The sequence below is a fragment of the Microbispora sitophila genome (assembly GCF_014892245.1).
Lineage (GTDB): Bacteria > Actinomycetota > Actinomycetes > Streptosporangiales > Streptosporangiaceae > Microbispora > Microbispora siamensis.
Genome location: NZ_JADBGC010000010.1, coordinates 107,751 through 127,762, shown reverse-complemented (window position 1 = coordinate 127,762; position 20,012 = coordinate 107,751). Strand labels below are relative to the sequence as shown.

Sequence of the window (20,012 nt, the reverse complement as noted above, 5' to 3'; positions counted from 1 at the left end):
GGTCAACCGGTCCCACCAGTCGCCGTCAGTGTTATTCGAACGACGAGAGCGGTCGGGATCGACAGCAAACAGATCCATCGCACCCTCTTCGCTGAATTCGAATACTTGTGTGAATTCTTTCACCTCCGTGGCGCCTCGCACACGCCCTGAGCAGGGAATTGTTGGAGCGACAGGTTGAGCCGTTCGCCTGCACTCGCGCGCATGCAGCGGGCGCGGCACAGGAACAGGAACAGGCACGAAAGGAGCGGAGGCGCTGCCGGGCCGGCCCAAGTCCGTCCGTATCGAGAAGCGGACCGGCGCTGGAGCCGGCCCGTCCGGCGTACGCGGGGAGTGCCCGTCAGATGCGGCCGATGTCGGCGGGCAGGTCGAGGGCGAGCACGTGGTCGAAGTGAAGGAAGGTCTCGAACTTGGACCCCGGCGCGACCGACTCGTCGGCCTCCAGGTCGCGCAGCAGACGTAGCGCCCCGGGCGTGTCGAGGTCGTCGTCCAGCGCCCGCTGGACGCGCTCGGCGTGGGCGTCGTCGATCGGGCGGCTCGGTGACTCCGCCCATTCGGCAACCCGCCGCCGTAGCCGCCGCAGTTCCTCGTCGGCGGTGCGAAGGCCGTCCCAGGTGAGGTCGACCGGCCGCCGGTAGTGCTGCTCCAGCAGCGCCAGCCGTACGGCGAGGGGATCGAGACCGGCGGCCACGACGCCGGACAGCGGCACGGCGTCCCCGGTGCCTGCCGGGCGGCCCTCGAACAGCAGGTGCCCGGAGTGCGCCCAGTGGGTGGCGGCCTCCTGACCTGTCGCGGCGTTCGACTGGGCCCGCGCCCTCTCGTGGTGGGGGAAGCACAGGTCGGCCCCGCCCACGTACAAGTCGAAGCGCGGGCCGAGGAACCGCAGCGGCGTGGCCGAACACTCGATGTCGCGGCCGGGGAGTCCGCGGCCCCAGGGCGCGTTCCAGACCGCTCCGGCGTCGCCGCCGGCCGGCTCCCACAGGGGCCAGTCGGAGGCCGAGCCCGGCTTGCCGGAGATCTCGCCGTACGTGGGAAAGGACGTCGCGTCGAAGAACACCGCCCCCTCCGGGGTGGCGTACGCGTGGCCGCGCTCGATGAGCCGCCCGATGAGCTCGATCACCAGGCCCATCGTCTCGCTGGTCCTGGGGGAGTGCTCGGGGGCGCGCACGTTGAGCGCGAGCGTGTCGGCGTCGAGAGACGCGGCATCGCCGTTACCGAGGTCGGAGACGTTGCGGCAGGCGAGCACCCGCAGCCCGGCGCGTTCGGCGACGCGGCGGACCAGGTCGGCGAGCAGGGCGGGGCGCAGGTCGGCGAGGCCGGCGGGCCCGTGCGCGGCGCAGGTGTACATCCGCAGGATCCGCGAGCCGGCCGGGGCGACGGGCACGACCTGCTGGGTCAGGGTGTCGTGGAGCCGCAACATGCTCCGAGCCTACGTGCTGCCCCCGACATCCCCGCCCCGGCCCCTGATCTCGCGCAAAGACTCGTACGGAGACTCGCACAAAGAACAGTCAGGTCAGGAAGCGCAGGATGTCGCGGTCGCCGCGTTCGCGCAGGCGGTCGAGGATCTCCTCGCGGACGGCCCCCTCGGGCAGGCCGATGCGGGCGCCGATGAGCCGCAGGCCCTCGGCCTCCGACGCCACCGGAGCGGTGTACCCGATCAGGTGCAGCGCCTGGTTGATCGCGGGCAGCCCGGCCCCCGCCACAGGCAGGAAGCGGGTCAGCAGTTCGCCGCCGTCGGAGACCGTCAGGAAGACGTGGTCGCCCTCGGACGCGTTGTACTCGGCGAGAACGTTCCTGATCGAGCCGATGGTCGGCTGGTTGTGCCAGCTGATCACCACCTCGCCCGAGGCGGTGGATGCGGTGAGCTGGCCGCCGGGCGCCATGCCGAGGTGCGCGGCGAAACCGGTCGGCAGCGGGGAGCCCGAGCCGCGCAGGTGCTCGGCGTTCACGTCGATCCGGTGCCACCAGCGGCCGTCCCTGCTGCGGAAGCAGCGACGGGTCATCGAGACGTCCCGGCGCGGCTGGTACGGCTCGGCCTGGTCCTGGGCGGCCACCCTGATGTAGCCGCGCTGGGTCCGTTCGAACCCGGGCCCTCCGGCGTACGCCCTGATGGAGCTCTCGCTCACGTCGTAGCGGGAGGTCAGGTTGTCCACGACCGTGCTCACGGACGCCTCGCCGCCCGAACGCTCGATCTCCCGGATGATCATCTCCCGGATGCCGAGGTACTCGTCGCCGCCCCAGCGCCGCAGACCGTACTTGCTGCGGTCGAGCCGGATGAACCGCTCGTCGGAGGCGAGTTGGTTGCGGATGCCGACGAGGCTGTAGTCCTCGCCGATGCGGGCCTGGATCTCCTCGGGGGTGAGCGGGACGTGGGCGACCGCCAGCACGGCCTCCGCCTTGTCGCCCATGCTGCGCGGCCAGGGGACGACGTGGCCCTCCATGACCCGCAGGTGCGGCACCGACGCCAGCCAGCGCTCGGCGACGTCCTCCCGGATGCCGAGCTGGGCGACGAGGGAGACCGCCTCCTCCAGCGGCCGGGGGCCGTCGGTGAACAGCTGCCGGGTCTTCTCCCTGAGCTCGTCCGCGCCGCCCGCGACCAGCCAGCCGTCCACCTGGTCGTACCCGGTCAGGAGCGTACGGACGAACCGCCAGGCGGGGATCGCGAGCGTGATCAGCTCGGTGCGGTGCCACGGCACGGCGGCGGCGAGGTCGTCGGCGGGCACGGCCGAGCCCAGCCGGGTGCGCAGCCAGGACAGGTGGGCGTTCAGCGGTGCGGCGGACGGGCCGTTCAGCCAGTCCATCACGTGGTCGCGCAGGTCGCGCTCGATCTGCCGGATGCGCTCCCGGGTGACCGAGAAGCGCTGTGCCAGCTCGTCCAGCGTGGCCCGCTGGGCCTGGCTCGGGAGCTGCGAGGTGTCGAAGTAGAGCCGGTCGCGTGCGATGGCCCGCTGACGGTCGTCCAGCCGGGCGAAGATCTCGTCGATGATCTCGGGCATCGGACGCTCGGGGAGGGCCGGCGGGACCGGCGCCCCGGCCGGCTCCCGCGCGGGCTCGGTGGCCAGCAGCTTGTCGATCACGTCGACGTACAGGTCGTGGACGCTCTCCCGGGGGCCGGGCGTCTGAAGGCTCTCCTCGGGATGGGTGAACCGCAGCAGCGGGAGGATGTCGCCGAGGATCAGGTGCGCCCAGCAGGCGATGGTGAGGTCGGCGAGCCGGGAGGCGACCTGGCCGGTTCCCACCGCCGCGCAGGCCCGGTCGAGGGGAAGCGCCTGCCACCACGCGTCGGGAAGACCGGGGTCGCTCGCGATCGGCTCTACCTGGCTGGGCGCGGTCCAGCGCAGCGGAGGCACGATGTCGCTAAGGCTGAGATTCATGCAGGTCCAACCGGCAAGGGGAATGTATCCGCAGTTCAGACTAGGGGATCGGACGTCAGGCCGGGATGAAGGGACTGGCGCGCCCCGAATAGGACACGTAGAGCAGCTCCCCCGCCCGCGTACACGCCACGTAGAGCAGCCCCCGTTCGCGTTGCAGATCGTGCGCCCGGGCCGTCGGGTCCTCGTCGGCCGGGGTCAGCGCGTCCGGCGCCGGCACGATTCCATCAGCCACGCCTATCACGGCCACCCGGCGGAATTCCAGCCCTTTCATGCCGTGAAGGGAGGTGACTTTGACCGTGATGCCCGCTTCGCGTAGTGCGGTGCGGGCGGTGCGCACGAGGTCGGAGGTGCGCGCGGCCACCGCGATCTGCGCGGTCGGCACGCCCTCCTCCAGCCATTCGGCCACGGTGGAGACGAGCCCGGCGATCTCCGCCTCCGCGTTCACGTACCCGCGCACCATCGGGCGGGTGCCGTAGTCCAGCGCGCGGTAGCCGTACATCGCGGCGTTGCCCGCGACCAGGCCGTCGGCGGGACCGCCGCCCCGCAGGCGCACCCCCCACGACAGGATCTCGGCGGGCAGCCGGTGGGAGATCTTCAGCTGGAACCTGCGGGCGGGGATGCCGACGTCCGCCAGCGCGACCCGCGTGTCGAACATGCGCTGGTGCGGGTCTCCCAGGATGAACAGGTCGTTCGGGGCGGCGGGGACCGCCGCCCGCAGCAGCCGCCACTGGGCCGGGTGCAGGTCCTGCGCCTCGTCCACCACGATGTGCCGGTACGGCTCCCGCCCCGGCGCCTCGTCGCCCAGCAGGTCGCCCACGGCCCGCCCGAGCAGGCCCGCCGCCTCCGAGGCGAGCTGGAGCAGGGTGCGCCGGCCGGACTCGCGCAGCCGCCGTACGACCTGCTGGACCGCCTCCCACACCATCGTCCTGGCCTCGGTGTCGAGCCGGACGCCGCGGCCCGGCCTGGCGGCGGCCTGATACTCCTCCAGCGTCCGCAGATCCTGCGCGAGGATCACCTGCTCCCACTCGCGCAGCAGGAACGCGCTGCCGAAGCGCCTGCCGGCCGCTTCCTGCCAGAGCTCGGCGAGGTCGTCGGAGGAGACGAGGGCGGGGGCACGGCCCTCCGCCTCGGCGACGATGCGGTGCGCGATCCTGTCGACGTTGCCCACCTCGACGCGCTTGCGGACCACCTCGTCGTTGATGATCATGTCGAGCCGCGCGGACAGCTCGGTCGCGAGGCTCTGCGAGAACGTGACCAGCAGCACCGGGCCGGTGGCCGCGCGGGCCAGCAGGGCCGCCCGGTGCAGCGCGATGACCGTCTTCCCGGTGCCCGCGCCCCCGGTGATCAGCACCGGCTGCTCGTACGCCGGCCAGTTGGCGTACGTGTGCTGCGGCGGATAGAGGAACGTGCACCAGCCGGGCAGCGTGAGGATGCGCTCGAGCTCGGCGGCGTCGGCGGCGAACGCGGCCCGGTCGGGGCTGCGCCGCAGCGCCGCCAGGAGGTCCTCGGGATCGATCTCGTCGGCGACGCGGGAGCGGCAGGCGTCCAGCTCGCGCCAGGCCGCCGCGAGCGAGCCGCCGCGGGCGAGCGCCGCGAGCGGCGCGTACTGGCTGTGCGGGAGCAGCGGCTCCACGGCCGCGAGATGCGACTCCGACGTCATCAGCCGCAGCAGCGGCAGCAGGCGGGGGTCGATGCCGATGTTCAGCAGATCGTTGTCGCACCAGTTCTCGAACAGCGGCCGGCCGCCGGTCTCCGACGCGCGGCGCAGGGCCGGCTCGATCCGCTCCAGCGCCTCGGCGTCCCAGGTCTCGACGATCCCGATGGCCGTGTTGACGCCGACCCTGTGCCGCTGCGCGTACGACCACGCCTCGGCGTCCGGCAGCACGGTGAGCAGCCAGTAGACGTCCTCCTGCCGCACCACCACCCCTCGGTGGCGGTCGGCGAGCCGCAGGGTGGCGACCCGGGGATCGCGGCAGTTGCGCACCCTCTCGGGGTGCGGCGCGGCGGACGCGTTCAGCAGGAACCGGCGTACCGCGACGGCGACGTCCCGGCGGACCGGCCGGGTGAGCGCGCCGAGCCCGCGCAGGAACTCCGGGGAGATCGCGAGCCGGGGCATCGGCTATCCCAGCAGGGTCAGCAGGTCGCGGTCCCCGCGTTCTCGCAGCCGCGCGAGGAGTTCGGGCCGCCCGACGGGTGCGGAGAGGCCGACACGCGTCGCGATCACCCGCGCCGCCTGCTCGGGCGTGCCGCTGGGCGCGGTGTAGCCCACCAGGCGCAGCGCGCGGCTCGTCTCGTCGCCGCCGTTCGCCGCCGGCAGGTGCCGTACGCGCAGCATGCCCTCCTCGGACAGGGTCAGGAAGATGTGGCTGCCCTCCTCGGCCGAGACCTCGCTGAGAATCCGCTGCAGGGAGCCCAGGGCCGGCCGCGCGTGCCAGGAGAGGCCGACCTCCCCGGCGGCGCTGCGCACCGTGCGGTCCTCGCCCGGCGCGAGGCCGACGTACGCGGCGAACCCGCTGGGCAGCGGGACCTCGCCGCCCTGGAGATGGTCGCCGGAGACGTCCACCCTGAGCCACCACCTGCCGTCCGGCTGCCGGAAGCACCGCCGGGTCAGCGCCACGTCCTTGAGCCCGCCCTGTTGCCGGTCCTGTTGCCGGTCCTGCTGCCTGTCAGGAGCGACCTCGGACGCCTTCTGGGCGCGCAGTTGCGGCACGCTCTCCAGCCACTGCCTCGCGACGTCGGGACGGATGCCGAGAGAGCCGATCATCTCCAGCGCCCGGGGGACGGTCGGCGGGCGCTCGGCCGAGGCGATCAGGCTCCGCGTCCTCTCCCGCAGTTCCTCGACGTCGCCGGCCACGAGCCAGTCGCCGAAGAGGCGGTGGCCGGGGAGCGTGGCGAGCACGAACCGCCAGGCGGGCACCTCCAGCGAGCGCAGTTCGCGCCCGTGCCACTCGGCCGCCGTGACGAACCGCTCCTTGGGGACCGCGGCTCCGAAGGTGTCGGTGAGCCAGGTCAGATGCTCGTTGTACGGCTTCGCCTCGGGCAGCGCGAGCCAGCGGGACAGCCGGTCGCGCAGGGCCGCTTCGAGATCGTGGATGACGGCGGGATGGACGGCCAGCAGCCTGGCCAGCTGTTCGGGGTCGGACGGCTCGTCGGCGAAGACCCGGTTCTGCGCCACCATCCACGTCTGGTCGTCCAGCCCGCCGAACGCCGCGTCGATCAGCTCGGGGATGTCCGGGATCTCTTGCTCCGCGACCTCTTCGTCCGGGGGATCCTCCACCGGCTCGGATACCGGCTCGGATACCGGCTCCGCCTCCTCCGGGGACATCCGTAAGAACACGGCGGTGAACAGAGCGGTCAGCACGGGGCGGGCCTTGACGAACGGCTGGTCGGTCAGTTCCCGGCCGGACAGCGCGAGCAGGCCGTGCCACGACCCCGCCCGGTCGAGCGCGATCGCGACCTGGGGGTCGTCGGCCTCGTCCGGATCGAGCACGTGCAGCGCGGGCAGCACGTCGCCGACGGCCGCCGCCGGCCAGTGGTCGAGCGCGAGCTCGGTGAGCAGGTCGCCCAGCGCCTCGGCGTCCAGGACGGCGAGCACCCGGTGCAGGGGCAGGGTCCGCCACCAGGCGTCCGGCAGGCCGGGCCGGTCGGCCAGGGTCGTGATGCGGGCAGCGTCACTCCAGCGCAGCGGTGGCACGAGGTCACTCAGGCAGAAGTTCATGCTTTCCCCATCACTCACAAAGACCAGTCCATAGTCTGGCAAATCGCCCCGTCGTGGTGGAGATGTCAGTGACGTTCCGCGGCGAAACGGAGGCGGACGTAGTCGGCCATCCAGCCGGTCTCCCGGCGCAGGGCGGGGGCCGCCAGCTCGTTGACCCGGCGCAGCAGCGGCTCCACGGCCGCAGGAGGGACCCGGTCGAGCAGTGAGCCGGCGAACATCCGGACCCAGTCGGCCGCGCCGTTGGGGCACTCGTCGAGCGGGGTGGGGCGGTCGAAATACTCCAGCAGCCGGACCGTGAAGCCGCCCTTCTCCAGCCGGTGGGCGTACTCCGCCGGCGTGGGGAAGTACCACGGCAGCTCGGGCTCGGGCAGGCCGTACTCCCGCCAGGCGGTGAGCACGGCGGAGGTCAGAGCCGCGCAGTTGCCCGCGCCGCCCATCTCGGCGACGAACCGGCCGCCCGGCCGCAGCGCCTCCCGCACGCAGTCGATCACCGCGTCGGGGTCGCGGCTCATCCAGTGCAGCGCGGCGTTCGAGAAGACCGCGTCGTACGGCTGGGCGACGGTGAAGTCGTAGCCGTCGCCCACGGTGAAGTCGAGTCCGGGATGGTGCGCGATGGCCTGCTCGATCATGGAGTGGGAGCCGTCGATGCCCAGCACGTGGGCGCCGCGCCTGGCGATGTCGGCGGTGAGCACGCCGGTGCCGCACCCGAGGTCGAGCACGCGCTCACCGGGGCGCGGGTCGAGCAGTTCCACCAGTGGCGCGCCCTGAGCCGAGACGTAGCCGAAGGAGCTGTCGTAGGCGCGAGCGTTCCATCGGGTGAGACTGGGAGTTTCGTACCTCAAGATCGGCTCGCATTCTGACACGTGGTGCCCGGTGTCGGGATTGCCGCAATCTCATGCCGACTTGTGAGACTGCTGGGATAACGACACACTTTACGGCTTCCGTCGCCCTCGCGAGATCGGGTGGCTCAGCCGACCATCTGGCCCCAATGCGCGGTCACATATGACTTGGCCTGATCCTGCTCGGGGATGTTCAGGATCACCGGGTCGCCGGACGCCTCCGGCAGCCTGGCGGCGGCGTCCCCGTTCAGCGTGTCGCGCATCTCCATCGCCTCCATCCGGGCGGGCCGCGCGTACGCCTTGAGGAAGAGGTTCTGGCCCTCGTCGGACAGCAGGAACTCCTCCCACAGCCGGGCGGCGGCCGGGTGCGGCGCGTCGGCGCTGATCGCCTGCATGTAGTAGGAGGCGAGCACCTCGTTCTTGGGGATCGTCACCCGCCAGGCCGCCGCGCCGCGGCCGGAGGCGGCCCGCGCCGCGTTCATGAAGTCCCAGTCCACGACCGCGGTCGCCTGGTCGGGTCGGCCGAGCATGCCGCTCTTCTTCAGCCGCGCGAACAGGTCCACGCCCCGCGCGGCGTCCGGCAGTCCGTTGCCGAGCGAGGCCGCCATCACGGCGCCGAACGCCGAGGCCACCCGGCGCGGGTCGCCCGGCAGCGCCACGATCGTCCCCGGCCTGACCAGCGCGCCGTACGACGCGGGAGTGGGGACCTTCCTCGGGTCGTAGCCGATCGACATGTATCCGCCGTAGGCGGCATACCAGCGTCCCCGCTGCTCCTTGGCCTCGTCGGGGATGTCCGCCCAGCCGGTCACCCGGTAGGGCGCGAAGAGCTTGGCGTTGGCGACCGCGACCTCCAGGGTGAGGTCGAACACGTCCGGCGCCTGACTCGTCCCCTTCAGGCGGGCCGCGGTGTCGATCTCCTGCTTGCTGCTCGCCTCCGGCACGATCGAGGTCACCTTGATCCCGTATTTGTCGGAGAAGCGGGCGATGATCTCCTTGTAGCCGACCCAGCCGCCCGGCAGGCCGACGACCGTGAGCGCGCCCTCCTTCTTGGCCGCCTCGACGAGCCTGTCCATGGTGCCGAACCCGGACTCCAGGCTGTCGGCCCGGGGGTTCAGGGGCGGCAGCGGCTTGTCCGACGACGACGGCTTCGAGCACGCGGAGGCCCCGAACAGGAGGACGGCCGCCGAGGAGATCGTCACGACGCAGGCACGTATGGTCACGCCGCGTATGCTCCCCGCGCCGCGGCGGTCGTTCGCGGCGGCGCGCTGGGGCATTACCGAGTCGGCGTCCGCACCAGGCGCGGGGATTACCGGGCGGGCGGCGCGGGCGGCACGACCTTGGCGGCGGCCAGGGTGTCCTCGGTGATCTCGACGAGGCTTCCGTCCCGTTTCCGTACGGTGAGCACCCCGTCGTGCCAGGATTCCAACACGCCGACGGCGTCCCGGTGCCCGCCGGGCACTCTGCGTCGCGTCGTCACTCGTTTGCCCACGTCGGCGGGGGTGATGGCGACCACGAGACGGGCTCCGAGCCGAGGGGCCACGACGATTGCCCCCCTCCTGTTCCGGCTAGTCGGCAGGCACCGCAATACTAGGGCTAGCAACCCGCGGTCGAGCCGTGCAACCCAGAAGGAGCCCGAGGTGACGTACGTCATCGCGCAGCCTTGCGTGGACGTCCTGGACAAGGCGTGCATCGAGGAGTGCCCCGTCGATTGCATCTACGAGGGCGAACGCATGCTCTACATCCACCCCGACGAGTGCGTGGACTGCGGTGCGTGCGAGCCGGTGTGCCCCGTAGAGGCGATCTTCTACGAGGACGACCTTCCCGAGCAGTGGAAGGACTTCTACAAGGCCAACGTCGATTTCTTCGAGGAGCTGGGGTCGCCCGGCGGCGCCTCGAAGGTCGGCAAGATCAACAAGGATCACCCGCTGGTCGCGGCGCTCCCGCCGCAGGGTGAGGACCACTGACCGACGCCTGATCAGCGCGGTCCGTGACGACTGGGGGATTTTCTTTGCTTGCGTTGCCGGACTTCCCATGGGATCGGCTCGTGCCCTATCAGGACCTGGCGCGGGCGCATCCCGGCGGGATCGTCGACCTGTCGGTCGGCACGCCGGTCGACCCGGTGCCCCCGGTCGCCCGTGAGGCGCTCGCCGCCGCCGCCGACAGCCCCGGCTATCCCCTGACGTACGGCACGCCGCGGCTGCGTGAGGCGGCCGCGGGCTGGCTGCGGCGGCGGCACGGCGTCACGGTCGACCCGGCCGACGTGCTGCCGACCATCGGCTCCAAGGAACTGGTGGCCTGGCTGCCGACGCTGCTCGGCGTCCGGCCGGGTGAGCGCGTGGTCTTCCCCCAGCTCGCCTATCCCACCTACGACGTGGGCGCGAGGCTGGCCGGGGCCGAGCCCTACGCGACCGACGGGCTCCTCGCGCTGGGCCCCGAGCGGGTGCCCCTCGTCTGGGTGAACTCGCCGTCCAACCCCACCGGGCGCGTCCTGCCCGCCGAGCACCTGCGCAAGGTCGTCGCGTGGGCGCGCGAGCGCGGTGCGATCGTCGCGTCCGACGAGTGCTACATCGAGCTGGGCTGGGAGGAGCACCCCGTCTCCATCCTCCACCCGGACGTGTGCGAGGGCTCCCACGAGAACCTGCTCGCGGTCCACTCGCTGTCGAAGCGGTCGAACTTCGCCGGATACCGCGCCGGCTTCGTCGCCGGCGACCCCCGGCTCGTACGGCGGCTGCTGGAGGTGCGCAAGCACGCCGGCATGATGATGCCCGCCCCGGTCCAGGCCGCGACGGCGGCCGTGCTCGACGACGACGCGCACGCCGACGAGCAGCGGGAGCGGTATGCCCGGCGCAGGGCGGTGCTGCGGCCCGCGCTGGAGCGGGCCGGCTGGCGGATCGAGCACTCGGACGCCGGGCTCTACCTGTGGGCCACCAACGGCACCGGCTGCTGGGACCAGGTGCGCGCCCTGGCCGAGCGGGGCATCCTCGTCGCGCCGGGCGAGTTCTACGGCGACGCCGGGCGTGGCCACGTCCGCATCGCCGTCACCGCCACGGACGAGCGTGTCGATGCGGCGGTGAGCCGCCTCCAGTAGGATCGCGCGCCATGACGACAGCGATCGTGATCGTGCTGGGCCTCGCCACGGTCGTCGTCGTGCTGGGCGCCTTCGCCACGGCCCGGCGCACGCGTGCGCGCGAACCGGTCCGCACCCCGCCGGCGGCTCCGGGAGAGTCGCCGCCGCGTGACCCCGCGGCCGATCCCGACTTCTTCGACCCCCGCACGATCAGGGTGGGCGACACCGTCTACGTGGAGGCCGCCCGCTACCGGGCCGTCGGCGCCCTGCACTGCACGATGCAGGGCGAGAAGTGGACGGAGTATCTGCTGGACGAGGGCGCCCGGCGCTACAACTGGCTGTCGGTCGAGGAACGGCCGGGCAAGGAGGGCGAGCCCCTCCACCTGGAGGTCCTGCTATGGACCGACGTGCCGACCCAGGGCATGGTGCCGGCCAGGCACATGCTCATCGTGGACGGCCTGGAGTTCTATCCCATCGAGCGCGGCACGGCCGCCTTCCGCTCCGAGGGGACCACCGGGCTGCCCGAGCGCGGCCTGCTCGACTTCGCCGACTATCGGGCGGGCGACGGCCGCCTGCTGTCGTTCCAGCGTGTGCAGGGCGGCCAGTGGGAGGCGTCGTACGCCCGTCCGCTCACTCCCGGTTCCATTCGAGTGGATCGGCTGCCCTGATCACCCGGGTAGGTTCTGCTACGTGGAACGGCGCCTTACCAAACCTGTCGTGACCGTCATGGTCATCGTCGTCCTGCTGGGCGGGGCCATCTTCTACGGCGCCTATCACCTGCTGAAGCGGACCGAGCCGTTCGCCTTGGGCGAACACTGCATGATCAAGACCCCGGACGGCACGCTCGACCTCGACATCGAGCAGGCCCAGGTGGCGGCGACCATCGCCGCCGTCGCGGTGCGGCGCAAGCTGCCCGAGCGCGCCCTCCAGATCGCCTACGTCACCGCGATCCAGGAGTCCAAGCTGGCCAACCTGCCGTACGGCGACCGCGACTCGGTGGGCGTCTTCCAGCAGCGGCCCTCGCAGGGCTGGGGGACGGCCGAGCAGTTGCAGGACCCGGTCTACGCGGCGCGGAAGTTCTTCGCCGCCCTGGAGAAGGTGAAGCACTACAAGACCCTGCCACTGCACGAGGCGGCCCAGGCCGTGCAGCGCTCCGCGGACGGCTCGGCCTACGCCGACCACGAGTACAACGCCAAGATCCTCTCGGCGGCGTTCATCGGGCGCGTGCCCCAGGCCGTCCACTGCTGGTATCCCCCGCCCGATAAGCCCGTCTCGCCGCAGCCCGAGGCCGCGCGCAAGCAACTCGTGCGGGCGCTCGGCACCGACTCCGCGCCCAAGCGCGGCTGGCTGGTCGCCGCGTGGTACGTCACCCACGCGCAGAAGTACGGCCTGCGCCAGGTGCGCTTCGAGGGCGTGACCTGGACGGCCGCCAGCGGGCACGACGGCTGGCGCAAGGACACCAAGCCCGTCGCCACCGTGCAGATCGCGTGAACCCGTGGATTAAGGTCGGATGGCATGCGGCTTGACCTTGCCCAGGACGTGGGCGCGCTGACGGCGCAGCTGGTGGACATCGAATCGGTGAGCGGCGCGGAGAAGGCGCTGGCCGACGCCATCGAGGAGGCGCTCGATCCGCTGCCGCACCTGACGGTGCTGCGGGACGGGGACGCGGTGGTGGCGCGGACCGGCCTCGGCCGGGCCGAGCGCGTGGTGATCGCCGGGCACATCGACACGGTCCCGGTGGCCGACAACCTGCCGAGCAGGGCCGAGGACGGCGTGCTGTACGGCTGCGGGACGTCCGACATGAAGAGCGGCGTGGCCGTCCAGCTCAAGCTCTGCCTGCTGGCCGAGCCTAACCGCGACCTGACCTTCGTCTTCTACGACTGCGAGGAGATCGAGGCCGAGCGGAGCGGCCTGCTGCGGCTCACCCGCACGCACCCCGAATGGATCACGGGTGACTTCGCGGTCGTGATGGAGCCGACCGACGGGCTGATCGAGGGCGGCTGCCAGGGCACGCTGCGCGCCGAGATCACGGTGAAGGGCGTGCGCGCGCACAGCGCCCGGTCGTGGGAGGGCGTCAACGCCATCCACGGCGTCGCGCCGGTCCTGGAGGTCCTGTCCCGATACGAGGCGCGGCGCCCGGTGGTGGACGGCCTCCAGTTCCGCGAGGGGCTCAACGCGGTGGCCGTACGCGGCGGGGTGGCCGGGAACGTGATCCCGGACGAGTGCGTGGTGACCGTGAACTACCGCTTCGCTCCCGACCGCACGCTGGAGGAGGCGTTCGCCCACGTCCAGGAGGTCTTCGACGGCTTCGACGTGCGGCTCACCGACGGAGCGCCGGGCGCGCGGCCGGGGCTGACCCACCCCGTCGCCGCGGCGTTCGCCGCCGCGATCGGCGGCACTCCCCGGGCCAAGCTCGGCTGGACCGACGTCGCGAGGTTCTCGGCCCTCGGGATGCCCGCCGTCAACTGCGGCCCCGGCAACCCGGACGTCGCCCACACGGCGGGGGAGAACGTGAGCCTGGCCAAGATCGTCGAGAGCGAGCGCCGCATGACGGCCTGGCTCAGCGAGTGAGCCCGACCGGCCGTAGAACTGGCCGTAGATAGAAGAAAGTGGCTTTCCTCGCCGGCCATTTGGCGGGGAAAGCCACTTTCGTCCCGAGCAGCACCCTCGTTCCTTAGACGGAGCCTCGGCGACGGCCGGTTCCATCCTTCCGAGGATCTTTTTCAAGATTCTTTTCGGCGCGCCGCGGGGCGTTTGAGGCGTGGGGTGCCCGGGCAGTGCGTGCGTCTTGCACCGTTCCCGACCCCGACCGTTAGCGTGACCGTCATGAACCACACCCGACCCGAACGCCGGCAGGGTCCGTCGCTGGTCCGCGGCGGCCTCGTCCCGGAGTCCACCCACGACCAGCGCCTGCTCGACCGCCGCGGCCCCACCGGCTGGCTCCACGAAGACCCCTGGCGAGTCCTGCGCATCCAGTCGGAGTTCGTCGAGGGCTTCGGCGCCCTCGCGGACCTTCCTCCGGCGGTGACCGTCTTCGGCTCTGCTCGTACCGGTCCCGACAGCCCCGAGTACGAGCTCGGGGTGAAGGTCGGGGCGGCGCTCGCCAAGGCGGGCTACGCGGTGATCACCGGCGGCGGCCCCGGAGTGATGGAGGCGGCCAACAAGGGCGCGCTCGAAGCCGGCGGCGTCTCGGTCGGCCTCGGCATCGAGCTGCCGCACGAGCAGCGCCTCAACGACTACGTGGACCTCGGCATCGAGTTCCGCTACTTCTTCGTGCGCAAGACGATGTTCGTCAAGTACGCCAGCGGGTTCGTGGCCCTGCCCGGCGGCTTCGGGACGCTCGACGAGCTGTTCGAGGCGCTGACCCTGGTGCAGACGCGTAAGGTCACCTCGTTCCCGGTGATCATGATGGGCGTCTCGTTCTGGTCGCCGCTGATCGACTGGATCCGCGACACGCTGCTGTCCACCGGGAAGGTCTCGCCGCAGGACGTGGAGCTGGTCTCGGTCACCGACGACCCCGACGAGGCCGTGCGCCTCATCGTGGAGGCCGACCGGCGCGCCGCCACTCAGTAGGGTTGCGATGTGTTCGTCTGCGTGTACTGCTCGTCCAGCCAGAAGATCGACCGGAAGTACCTCGACCTCGCCCGGGAGGTGGGAGCGGAACTGGCCCGCCGCGGTCACGGCCTCGTGAGCGGGGGCGCCATCGTCTCCTGCATGGGCGAGGTCGCCCGGGCCGTCCGCGATGGCGGCGGCCACACGGTCGGCGTGATCCCCCAGGCCATGGTCGACGTCGAGATCGCCGACACCGACTCCGACGAGCTGATCGTCACCGCCGACATGCGCGAGCGCAAGGGGATCATGGACGCCAGGTCCGACGCGTTCCTCGTGCTTCCGGGCGGCATCGGCACCCTGGAGGAGCTGTTCGAGATCTGGACCTCCCGGGTGCTCGGCATGCACGAGCGGCCGCTGGTCGTCCTCGACCCGTGGGGCCTGTACGGGCCGCTGCGCGACCTGGTCGACGGCATGTACGAGCAGGGCTTCACGCGGCCGAACGTGTTCGACGCGATCTCGTGGGCGACCACGGTGGAGGAGGCGCTCGACATGCTGGAGCGGCCTGCCCTCCGCCTCAGCCCCACGGGCGAGGAGCTGGGCGAGTCCTGATCAGGCCAGGCCGCGGCGGGTCAGGGCGGGGGGCCGGCGGCCCAGCAGGGCCTCGGTCATGTCGAGGGCCTGCCGTACGTCGTGGGACGTCCTGAAGACGCTCGCGCCCGCCCAGGCGTAGGCGGCGGCGGCCGCGATCGCCTCGGTCTCGTCGCCGGGGAGCGTCACCACGACGGTGTGTCCCGCCCGGGCCAGCGCGGACACCTCCGGCAGCGAGGCGGCCTCGACCCAGCCGGGCTCGATCTCGTCGTCGGGCCCGATCACGCGCGTCATGCTTCCATGCTCGCACGCAAAAGAGTTGTGGCACGATTCGTATGTGCTGGTCGTACTCGTCATCGCCGGACTCGCCGTGATCGCCTGTGTGGTCATGGTCTCGCTGGGACACGGCGGCGAGATGGCGGAGTTCCCTCCTGACGCGCCGCCGCTCGACCTGCCCGCGGCCGGTCAGATGACTCCCGCCGACCTGATCGCTCTCCAGTTGCCGATCGGCCTCGTGGGCTACAGCACCCAGGCGGTGGACGAGACGCTGCACCGCGTCTCGGTCGCGCTCGGGGAGCGCGACACCCGCATCGCGGTGCTGGAGCAGCGCGTGGCCGAGTTATCGTACGCACGGCCGCAGGCCCGCGAGGAGACGAAGCAGGCCGAAACAAAGCAGGCCGAAACAAAGCAGGCCGAAGACTCCGAGAGCCGGGCCGAGCGTGAGCCGGAGGTGCCCTCGGCGACGGCCCGCGAGGGCTGGGACGGCGACCGCGCCGACGCGGAAGAGGCATGGTGACAGTGCACGACGACGGGCTGATCCGCTGCGGGTGGGCGGGCACGGCGCCCGACTACGTCGCCTACCACGACGAGGAGTGGGGCCGTCCGGTGCGCGGGGACGACCTGGTCTTCGAGCGGATCACCCTGGAGGCGTTCCAGTCCGGCCTGTCGTGGCTGACGATCCTGCGCAAGCGCGACAACTTCCGTAAGGCGTTCGCCGGGTTCTCGATCCCGGCGGTGGCGGCCTTCGACGAGGGCGACGTGGAGCGCCTGCTCGCCGACGCGGGCATCGTGCGCAACCGCGCCAAGATCGAGGCGGCCGTCGCCAACGCCCGCGCCGCCCTGGAGGTGCCGGGCGGGCTGTCGGCGCTGGTGTGGAAGTTCGCCGAGGAGCCCGGCAGGGTCCCGGCGACCCTCGCCGACGTCCCGGCCCGCACCGCCGGTTCCACGGCGCTGGCCAAGGAGCTCAGGAAGCAGGGCTTCCGCTTCGTCGGCCCCACCACCGCGTACGCCCTGATGCAGGCCATCGGCCTGGTGAACGACCACGTGGCCGACTGCCACGTCCGCCAGGCCGTCAGCGCACAGGTCAGCGCCCTGTAAAGGTAGGCCTTTCCTTGTTGAGGAACGCCTTGGTCGCCGCCGTGTGGTCGGCGGTGGCCGCGCACTCGTCCTGAAGCTCCGCCTCCCGCTCCAGCGCCTCCGCCAGGGAGGATGACGCCGCGTGATCCAGCGCCGCCTTGGTCGCGGCGTACGCCCGGGTGGGCCCCTGCGCGAGCCGTACGGCGAGGTCGCGGGCGGCGGACGCCAGCCCGTCGGCCGGAACCACCTGGCCGACCAGGCCGAGCTCCAGTGCCCTGGTCGCGTCCACGACGTCGCCGAGCAGCAGCATCTCCCGGGCGCGCGCGGGACCGACGAGCCGCTGGAGGGTCCAGGACGCGCCGGAGTCGGGCGCGAGCCCGATCCCGGTGAACGCCATCGAGAACTTCGCGTTCTCGGCCGCCAGGCGGAAGTCGCACGCGAACGCCAGCGAGGCCCCCGCCCCCGCGGCCACTCCATTGATCGCGGCCACGACGGGCTTGCCCATCGTGGCGATGGCCAGCACGACCGGGTTGTAGTGCTCGCGCACCGTGTTCGCCAGGCCGAGGCCCCGGTCGAGGTTGTCGGCGTGCTCGCGCAGGTCCTGCCCGGCACAGAAGGCCCGGCCCGCCCCGGTCAGGAGCACGGCCCGCACCGACGCGTCGCCGGCGGCCCGCCGCACGGCCGCGAGCAGGGCGGTCTTCATCGCGACGGTCAGGGAGTTCATCGCGTCGGGGCGGTTCAGCGTGATCGTGGCGACGGCTTCGTCGACGTCATACGTCACGGTCATCTCGGGCGGCTCCATTCACATCGTGGTCAGATTGCGCTCGACGAACGCGGCGGCGGCGGGCAGCAGCCGGGCGGCCTCCTGCTCGAAGAAGGTCCGCGCCTTCTCGCCCGGCCAGCCCGGCGGCAGCAGGTCGGCGGGCAGCCCGGGGTCGCGGAACAGGAAGTTGCGCCAGCCGTGCACCAGTCTGCTGCGGACCGCGAAGACCCGATCGTCCGGGGCGTCCTCCGGCAGCGAGCCCACCAGGTCCGCCGCGCTGGCCAGCCAATCCTCGTACGCGCTGCCGATGGCGTCCAGGTCCCACGCGCGCGCGAGCAGGTCGCGCGGGTCGCCCTCGTACGCGGCGTCGAACCGGTGGCCGGGGACCCGCAGCGCGTCGAGCTCCGGCGAGGGCCGCGGGCCGATCCAGGTCGTCTCCGACAGCGGGGCGTACCCGAGGAAGGCGAGGTCGGCGCGCAGCCGCTCGCGCCGCGCCCGGTCCCTGACCGGTTCGAGCACCAGGACGTGCCAGCGGCCGGCCCACGGTGTGTCGCCCCGCCGGTAGACGCGGGCCGCCGTCTCGTCGAGCCTGCGTTCGCATTTCGGCGTGACCGCGTACCCCGGTCCCTGCGGCAGCCGTACGGGGTCGAGCCAGCCCTGCCGGACCATGCGGGATATCGCGGTCCTGACGGCCGGCGCCGCGATATCGAGCGGCGCGAGCAGCCTCACGAGCGCGGCCACGGAGGCACGGCCGCCACGGGTGCGAAGGTGGTCCCCATAGAGATCGAAAAGCGCGGCTCGGGCGTTCACCCCACCCAGTGTGGGGTCACGTCCGGTCCGCCCACAACGCGTGCACCGCCGCATTGATCCACTGACCGGATCCGGGCCGTTACCTTTTTGAGCTCGGAGGCGGGATAATAGAACATCACAGAAACGTGAATACGCCGGTTACCCTCCGGGGCGGCCGACAACGCGGGAAGGGATACACGCATGGCGGCGATGAAGCCGCGGACCGGTGACGGTCCGCTGGAGGTCACCAAGGAAGGACGGGGCATCGTCATGCGGGTCCCTCTCGAAGGTGGCGGCCGACTCGTCGTGGAGCTGTCCGCGGACGAGGCCAGCGCCCTCGGTGACGCGCTCAAGAAGGTGGTCGGCTGATTCGTCAGCCGACCTGTTCGATTCACGGCCCTGGCGGCGGGTGATCCCGCCCCGGGGCCGCCCTGTTGGAGGTGGACGTGCCCATCGAGACCACGCCGGTCCTCACCGGTCGTCACAGTGCCGGGCCCGCGCCGGACGCCGACCTGGTGGCCGTGCCTTTCGGCCCGGGACCGGTCGTCGTCGCGGCGCCCTGGCTGGAGTCCCCCGTGCCGGTGGACGCGCTGCTGGCGCACTACGAGGCCAAGGGAGAGCCGGGCGAGGTCGTGGAGGTGCCCACCGTCAGGGACGGCGGCGTGCGGCGCGTCCTGCTGTACGGCACCGGCGACGGCTCGGCCGCCGCGCTGCGCAAGGCCGGGGCGGCCGTGGCGAGGCGCGCGAAGGGCCGGACGTCGCTGTCGGTCGTCGTCCCGTCCGAGGGGGACGCGGCCGCCCTGGTCGAGGGCGCGCTGCTCGCGGCGTACACGTTCACCATCGGCAACGGCCGCACGAAGCCGGTCGGGGAGATCGTTTTCGTCGGCGGCGACGAGCGGGACCTGAAACGCGGCGAGGCGGTCGCGCGTGCCACCGCGCTCGCCCGCGACCTCGTCAACACCCCGTCCTCCGTGAAGACGCCCGCCTGGCTCGCCGAGCAGGCGAAGGCCGTCGCCGCCGAGTCCGGGCTCGACGTACGTGTGTGGGAGGAGCCCGAGCTCGGCGAGTTCGGCGGCATCCGGGCGGTCGGGCAGGGGTCGATCAGCCCGCCGCGCCTGGTCCAGCTCTCCTACACGCCGGAGAACCCGCGCGCCCACGTGGTGCTCGCCGGCAAGGGCATCACGTTCGACACCGGCGGCCTGTCCCTGAAGCCCACCGAGGGCATGAAGGCGATGAAGACCGACATGGCGGGCGGGGCCGCCGTCATCGCCGCGATGAGCGCGCTGGCGGCCTTCGGGGCACCGGTGCGGGTCACCGGTCTCGTGGCGTGCGCGGAGAACTCCATTTCCGGCTCGGCACAGCGGCCCGGAGACGTCATCACCCAGTACGGCGGGCGCACGGTCGAGGTGCTGAACACCGACGCGGAGGGCCGTCTCGTGCTGGCCGACGTGCTGGCGTACGCGGACGCCGAACTGGACCCGCACGTCGTGATCGACGTCGCCACGCTGACCGGCGCGGCCAAGGTCGCGCTCGGCGTGAACCTGGGCGCGCTCTACGCCACCGACGAGTCGCTGGCCGCGGACCTGATCGCCGCCGGGGAGGCCGGCGGGGAGCGGCTGTGGCGCATGCCGCTCGTCGAGGACTACCGCGCGATGCTCGACTCCGACGTGGCCGACCTGGCCAACGTCGACAGGACGATGTCGGGCGCGGCGGGGTCGATCGCCGCCGCCTTGTTCCTGCGGGAGTTCACCGGCGGGCGGCCCTGGGCGCACCTGGACATCGCCGGGCCCGCGCGGGCCGCCTCCGACGAGGGCGAGATCACCAAGGGCGGCACCGGCTTCGGCGTCCGCCTGCTCCTCCGCTACCTCACCACCGTTTCCGCGAACGGCGTCTGACCGCCGTCGCTGCGAACTTTCCGGCGACTTCCGCTCTCCAACCCACTGGAAGTCGCACAAAACGGAAAGGAACA

21 protein-coding genes are annotated in these 20,012 nt (G+C 72.1%); 11 read left to right on the top strand and 10 right to left on the bottom strand.

The annotated features are described in order from the left end of the window. Positions 1–337: 337 nt before the first annotated feature. The 7 genes from IL992_RS19880 to IL992_RS19850 form a co-directional block, all read right to left on the bottom strand. On the bottom strand, positions 338–1,417 hold the full coding sequence (locus IL992_RS19880; protein WP_193204860.1) for a cysteine--tRNA ligase: 1,080 nt from the start codon (positions 1,415–1,417) through the stop codon (positions 338–340). 88 nt (positions 1,418–1,505) lie between these two features. Continuing rightward, positions 1,506–3,371 carry a sigma factor-like helix-turn-helix DNA-binding protein gene (locus IL992_RS19875; RefSeq protein ID WP_193204859.1) on the bottom strand — a complete coding sequence of 622 codons (1,866 nt, stop codon included), beginning with the start codon at positions 3,369–3,371 and terminating at the stop codon, positions 1,506–1,508. A 55-nt stretch (positions 3,372–3,426) separates the two neighbouring features. After that, a complete protein-coding gene (locus IL992_RS19870; protein WP_193204858.1) occupies positions 3,427–5,487 on the bottom strand; it encodes a UvrD-helicase domain-containing protein in 2,061 nt (686 codons plus the stop codon). Positions 5,488–5,490: 3 nt separating this feature from the next. After that, positions 5,491–7,089, bottom strand: coding sequence for a hypothetical protein (locus IL992_RS19865; RefSeq protein WP_193204857.1), 1,599 nt, complete (start codon positions 7,087–7,089; stop codon positions 5,491–5,493). A 65-nt stretch (positions 7,090–7,154) separates the two neighbouring features. Further along, the gene (locus tag IL992_RS19860; RefSeq protein ID WP_193204856.1) at positions 7,155–7,931 is read right to left on the bottom strand and encodes a class I SAM-dependent methyltransferase; all 777 of its coding nucleotides are present in this window, start codon (positions 7,929–7,931) and stop codon (positions 7,155–7,157) included. A gap of 125 nt (positions 7,932–8,056) precedes the next feature. Next, positions 8,057–9,148: an ABC transporter substrate-binding protein gene (locus tag IL992_RS19855; RefSeq protein ID WP_319018679.1), complete on the bottom strand. Its 1,092-nt coding sequence runs from the start codon at positions 9,146–9,148 to the stop codon at positions 8,057–8,059. An 86-nt stretch (positions 9,149–9,234) separates the two neighbouring features. Next, positions 9,235–9,468 carry a putative acetyltransferase gene (locus IL992_RS19850; RefSeq protein WP_193204854.1) on the bottom strand — a complete coding sequence of 78 codons (234 nt, stop codon included), beginning with the start codon at positions 9,466–9,468 and terminating at the stop codon, positions 9,235–9,237. 97 nt (positions 9,469–9,565) lie between these two features. Between IL992_RS19850 and fdxA the strand changes: the two genes are divergently transcribed. From fdxA to IL992_RS19815, 7 genes are all read left to right on the top strand, one after another. Beyond that, positions 9,566–9,892, top strand: a complete 327-nt coding sequence (gene fdxA, locus IL992_RS19845) for a ferredoxin (RefSeq protein ID WP_030507471.1) — start codon at positions 9,566–9,568, stop codon at positions 9,890–9,892. Positions 9,893–9,936: 44 nt separating this feature from the next. Next, positions 9,937–11,016, top strand: coding sequence for a succinyldiaminopimelate transaminase (gene dapC / locus IL992_RS19840; RefSeq protein WP_193204853.1), 1,080 nt, complete (start codon positions 9,937–9,939; stop codon positions 11,014–11,016). Between the two features lie 11 nt (positions 11,017–11,027). After that, complete coding sequence (locus IL992_RS19835) at positions 11,028–11,663, top strand: DUF4178 domain-containing protein (RefSeq protein WP_193204852.1); 636 nt, start codon at positions 11,028–11,030, stop codon at positions 11,661–11,663. 58 nt (positions 11,664–11,721) lie between these two features. Further along, positions 11,722–12,486 (top strand): hypothetical protein, encoded by a 765-nt coding sequence (locus IL992_RS19830; RefSeq protein WP_226873451.1) that lies wholly within the window; start codon positions 11,722–11,724, stop codon positions 12,484–12,486. 24 nt (positions 12,487–12,510) lie between these two features. After that, the gene (gene dapE / locus IL992_RS19825; protein WP_193204850.1) at positions 12,511–13,566 is read left to right on the top strand and encodes a succinyl-diaminopimelate desuccinylase; all 1,056 of its coding nucleotides are present in this window, start codon (positions 12,511–12,513) and stop codon (positions 13,564–13,566) included. A gap of 255 nt (positions 13,567–13,821) precedes the next feature. Then, a complete protein-coding gene (locus tag IL992_RS19820; RefSeq protein WP_193204849.1) occupies positions 13,822–14,568 on the top strand; it encodes an LOG family protein in 747 nt (248 codons plus the stop codon). Positions 14,569–14,577: 9 nt separating this feature from the next. Further along, the gene (locus IL992_RS19815; protein WP_193204848.1) at positions 14,578–15,156 is read left to right on the top strand and encodes an LOG family protein; all 579 of its coding nucleotides are present in this window, start codon (positions 14,578–14,580) and stop codon (positions 15,154–15,156) included. Here IL992_RS19815 and IL992_RS19810 read toward each other — a convergent pair whose 3' ends face one another. Beyond that, positions 15,157–15,429: a hypothetical protein gene (locus IL992_RS19810; protein ID WP_193204847.1), complete on the bottom strand. Its 273-nt coding sequence runs from the start codon at positions 15,427–15,429 to the stop codon at positions 15,157–15,159. Between the two features lie 43 nt (positions 15,430–15,472). On the opposite strand from IL992_RS19810, the gene IL992_RS19805 reads away from it, so the two are divergent. Together IL992_RS19805 and IL992_RS19800 are read left to right on the top strand one after the other, a co-directional pair. Continuing rightward, a complete protein-coding gene (locus tag IL992_RS19805) occupies positions 15,473–15,931 on the top strand; it encodes a hypothetical protein (RefSeq protein ID WP_193204846.1) in 459 nt (152 codons plus the stop codon). Continuing rightward, entirely contained in the window at positions 15,925–16,512 is a 588-nt protein-coding gene (locus tag IL992_RS19800) for a DNA-3-methyladenine glycosylase I (RefSeq protein ID WP_193204845.1), read from the top strand. Before IL992_RS19805 ends, IL992_RS19800 begins: the two co-directional genes overlap by 7 nt. Here the strand turns inward: IL992_RS19800 and IL992_RS19795 are convergent. Next, a complete protein-coding gene (locus IL992_RS19795) occupies positions 16,499–17,278 on the bottom strand; it encodes an enoyl-CoA hydratase-related protein (protein WP_193204844.1) in 780 nt (259 codons plus the stop codon). The two genes, IL992_RS19800 and IL992_RS19795, sit on opposite strands and share 14 nt — an antisense overlap. A gap of 15 nt (positions 17,279–17,293) precedes the next feature. Next, entirely contained in the window at positions 17,294–18,118 is an 825-nt protein-coding gene (locus IL992_RS19790) for a PaaX family transcriptional regulator (RefSeq protein ID WP_226873410.1), read from the bottom strand. 126 nt (positions 18,119–18,244) lie between these two features. Between IL992_RS19790 and IL992_RS19785 the strand changes: the two genes are divergently transcribed. Both IL992_RS19785 and IL992_RS19780 read left to right on the top strand, forming a co-directional pair. Beyond that, the gene (locus IL992_RS19785; RefSeq protein ID WP_076433904.1) at positions 18,245–18,412 is read left to right on the top strand and encodes a DUF3117 domain-containing protein; all 168 of its coding nucleotides are present in this window, start codon (positions 18,245–18,247) and stop codon (positions 18,410–18,412) included. 77 nt (positions 18,413–18,489) lie between these two features. After that, positions 18,490–19,938, top strand: coding sequence for a leucyl aminopeptidase (locus IL992_RS19780; RefSeq protein ID WP_319018677.1), 1,449 nt, complete (start codon positions 18,490–18,492; stop codon positions 19,936–19,938). Positions 19,939–20,012: the final 74 nt, after the last annotated feature.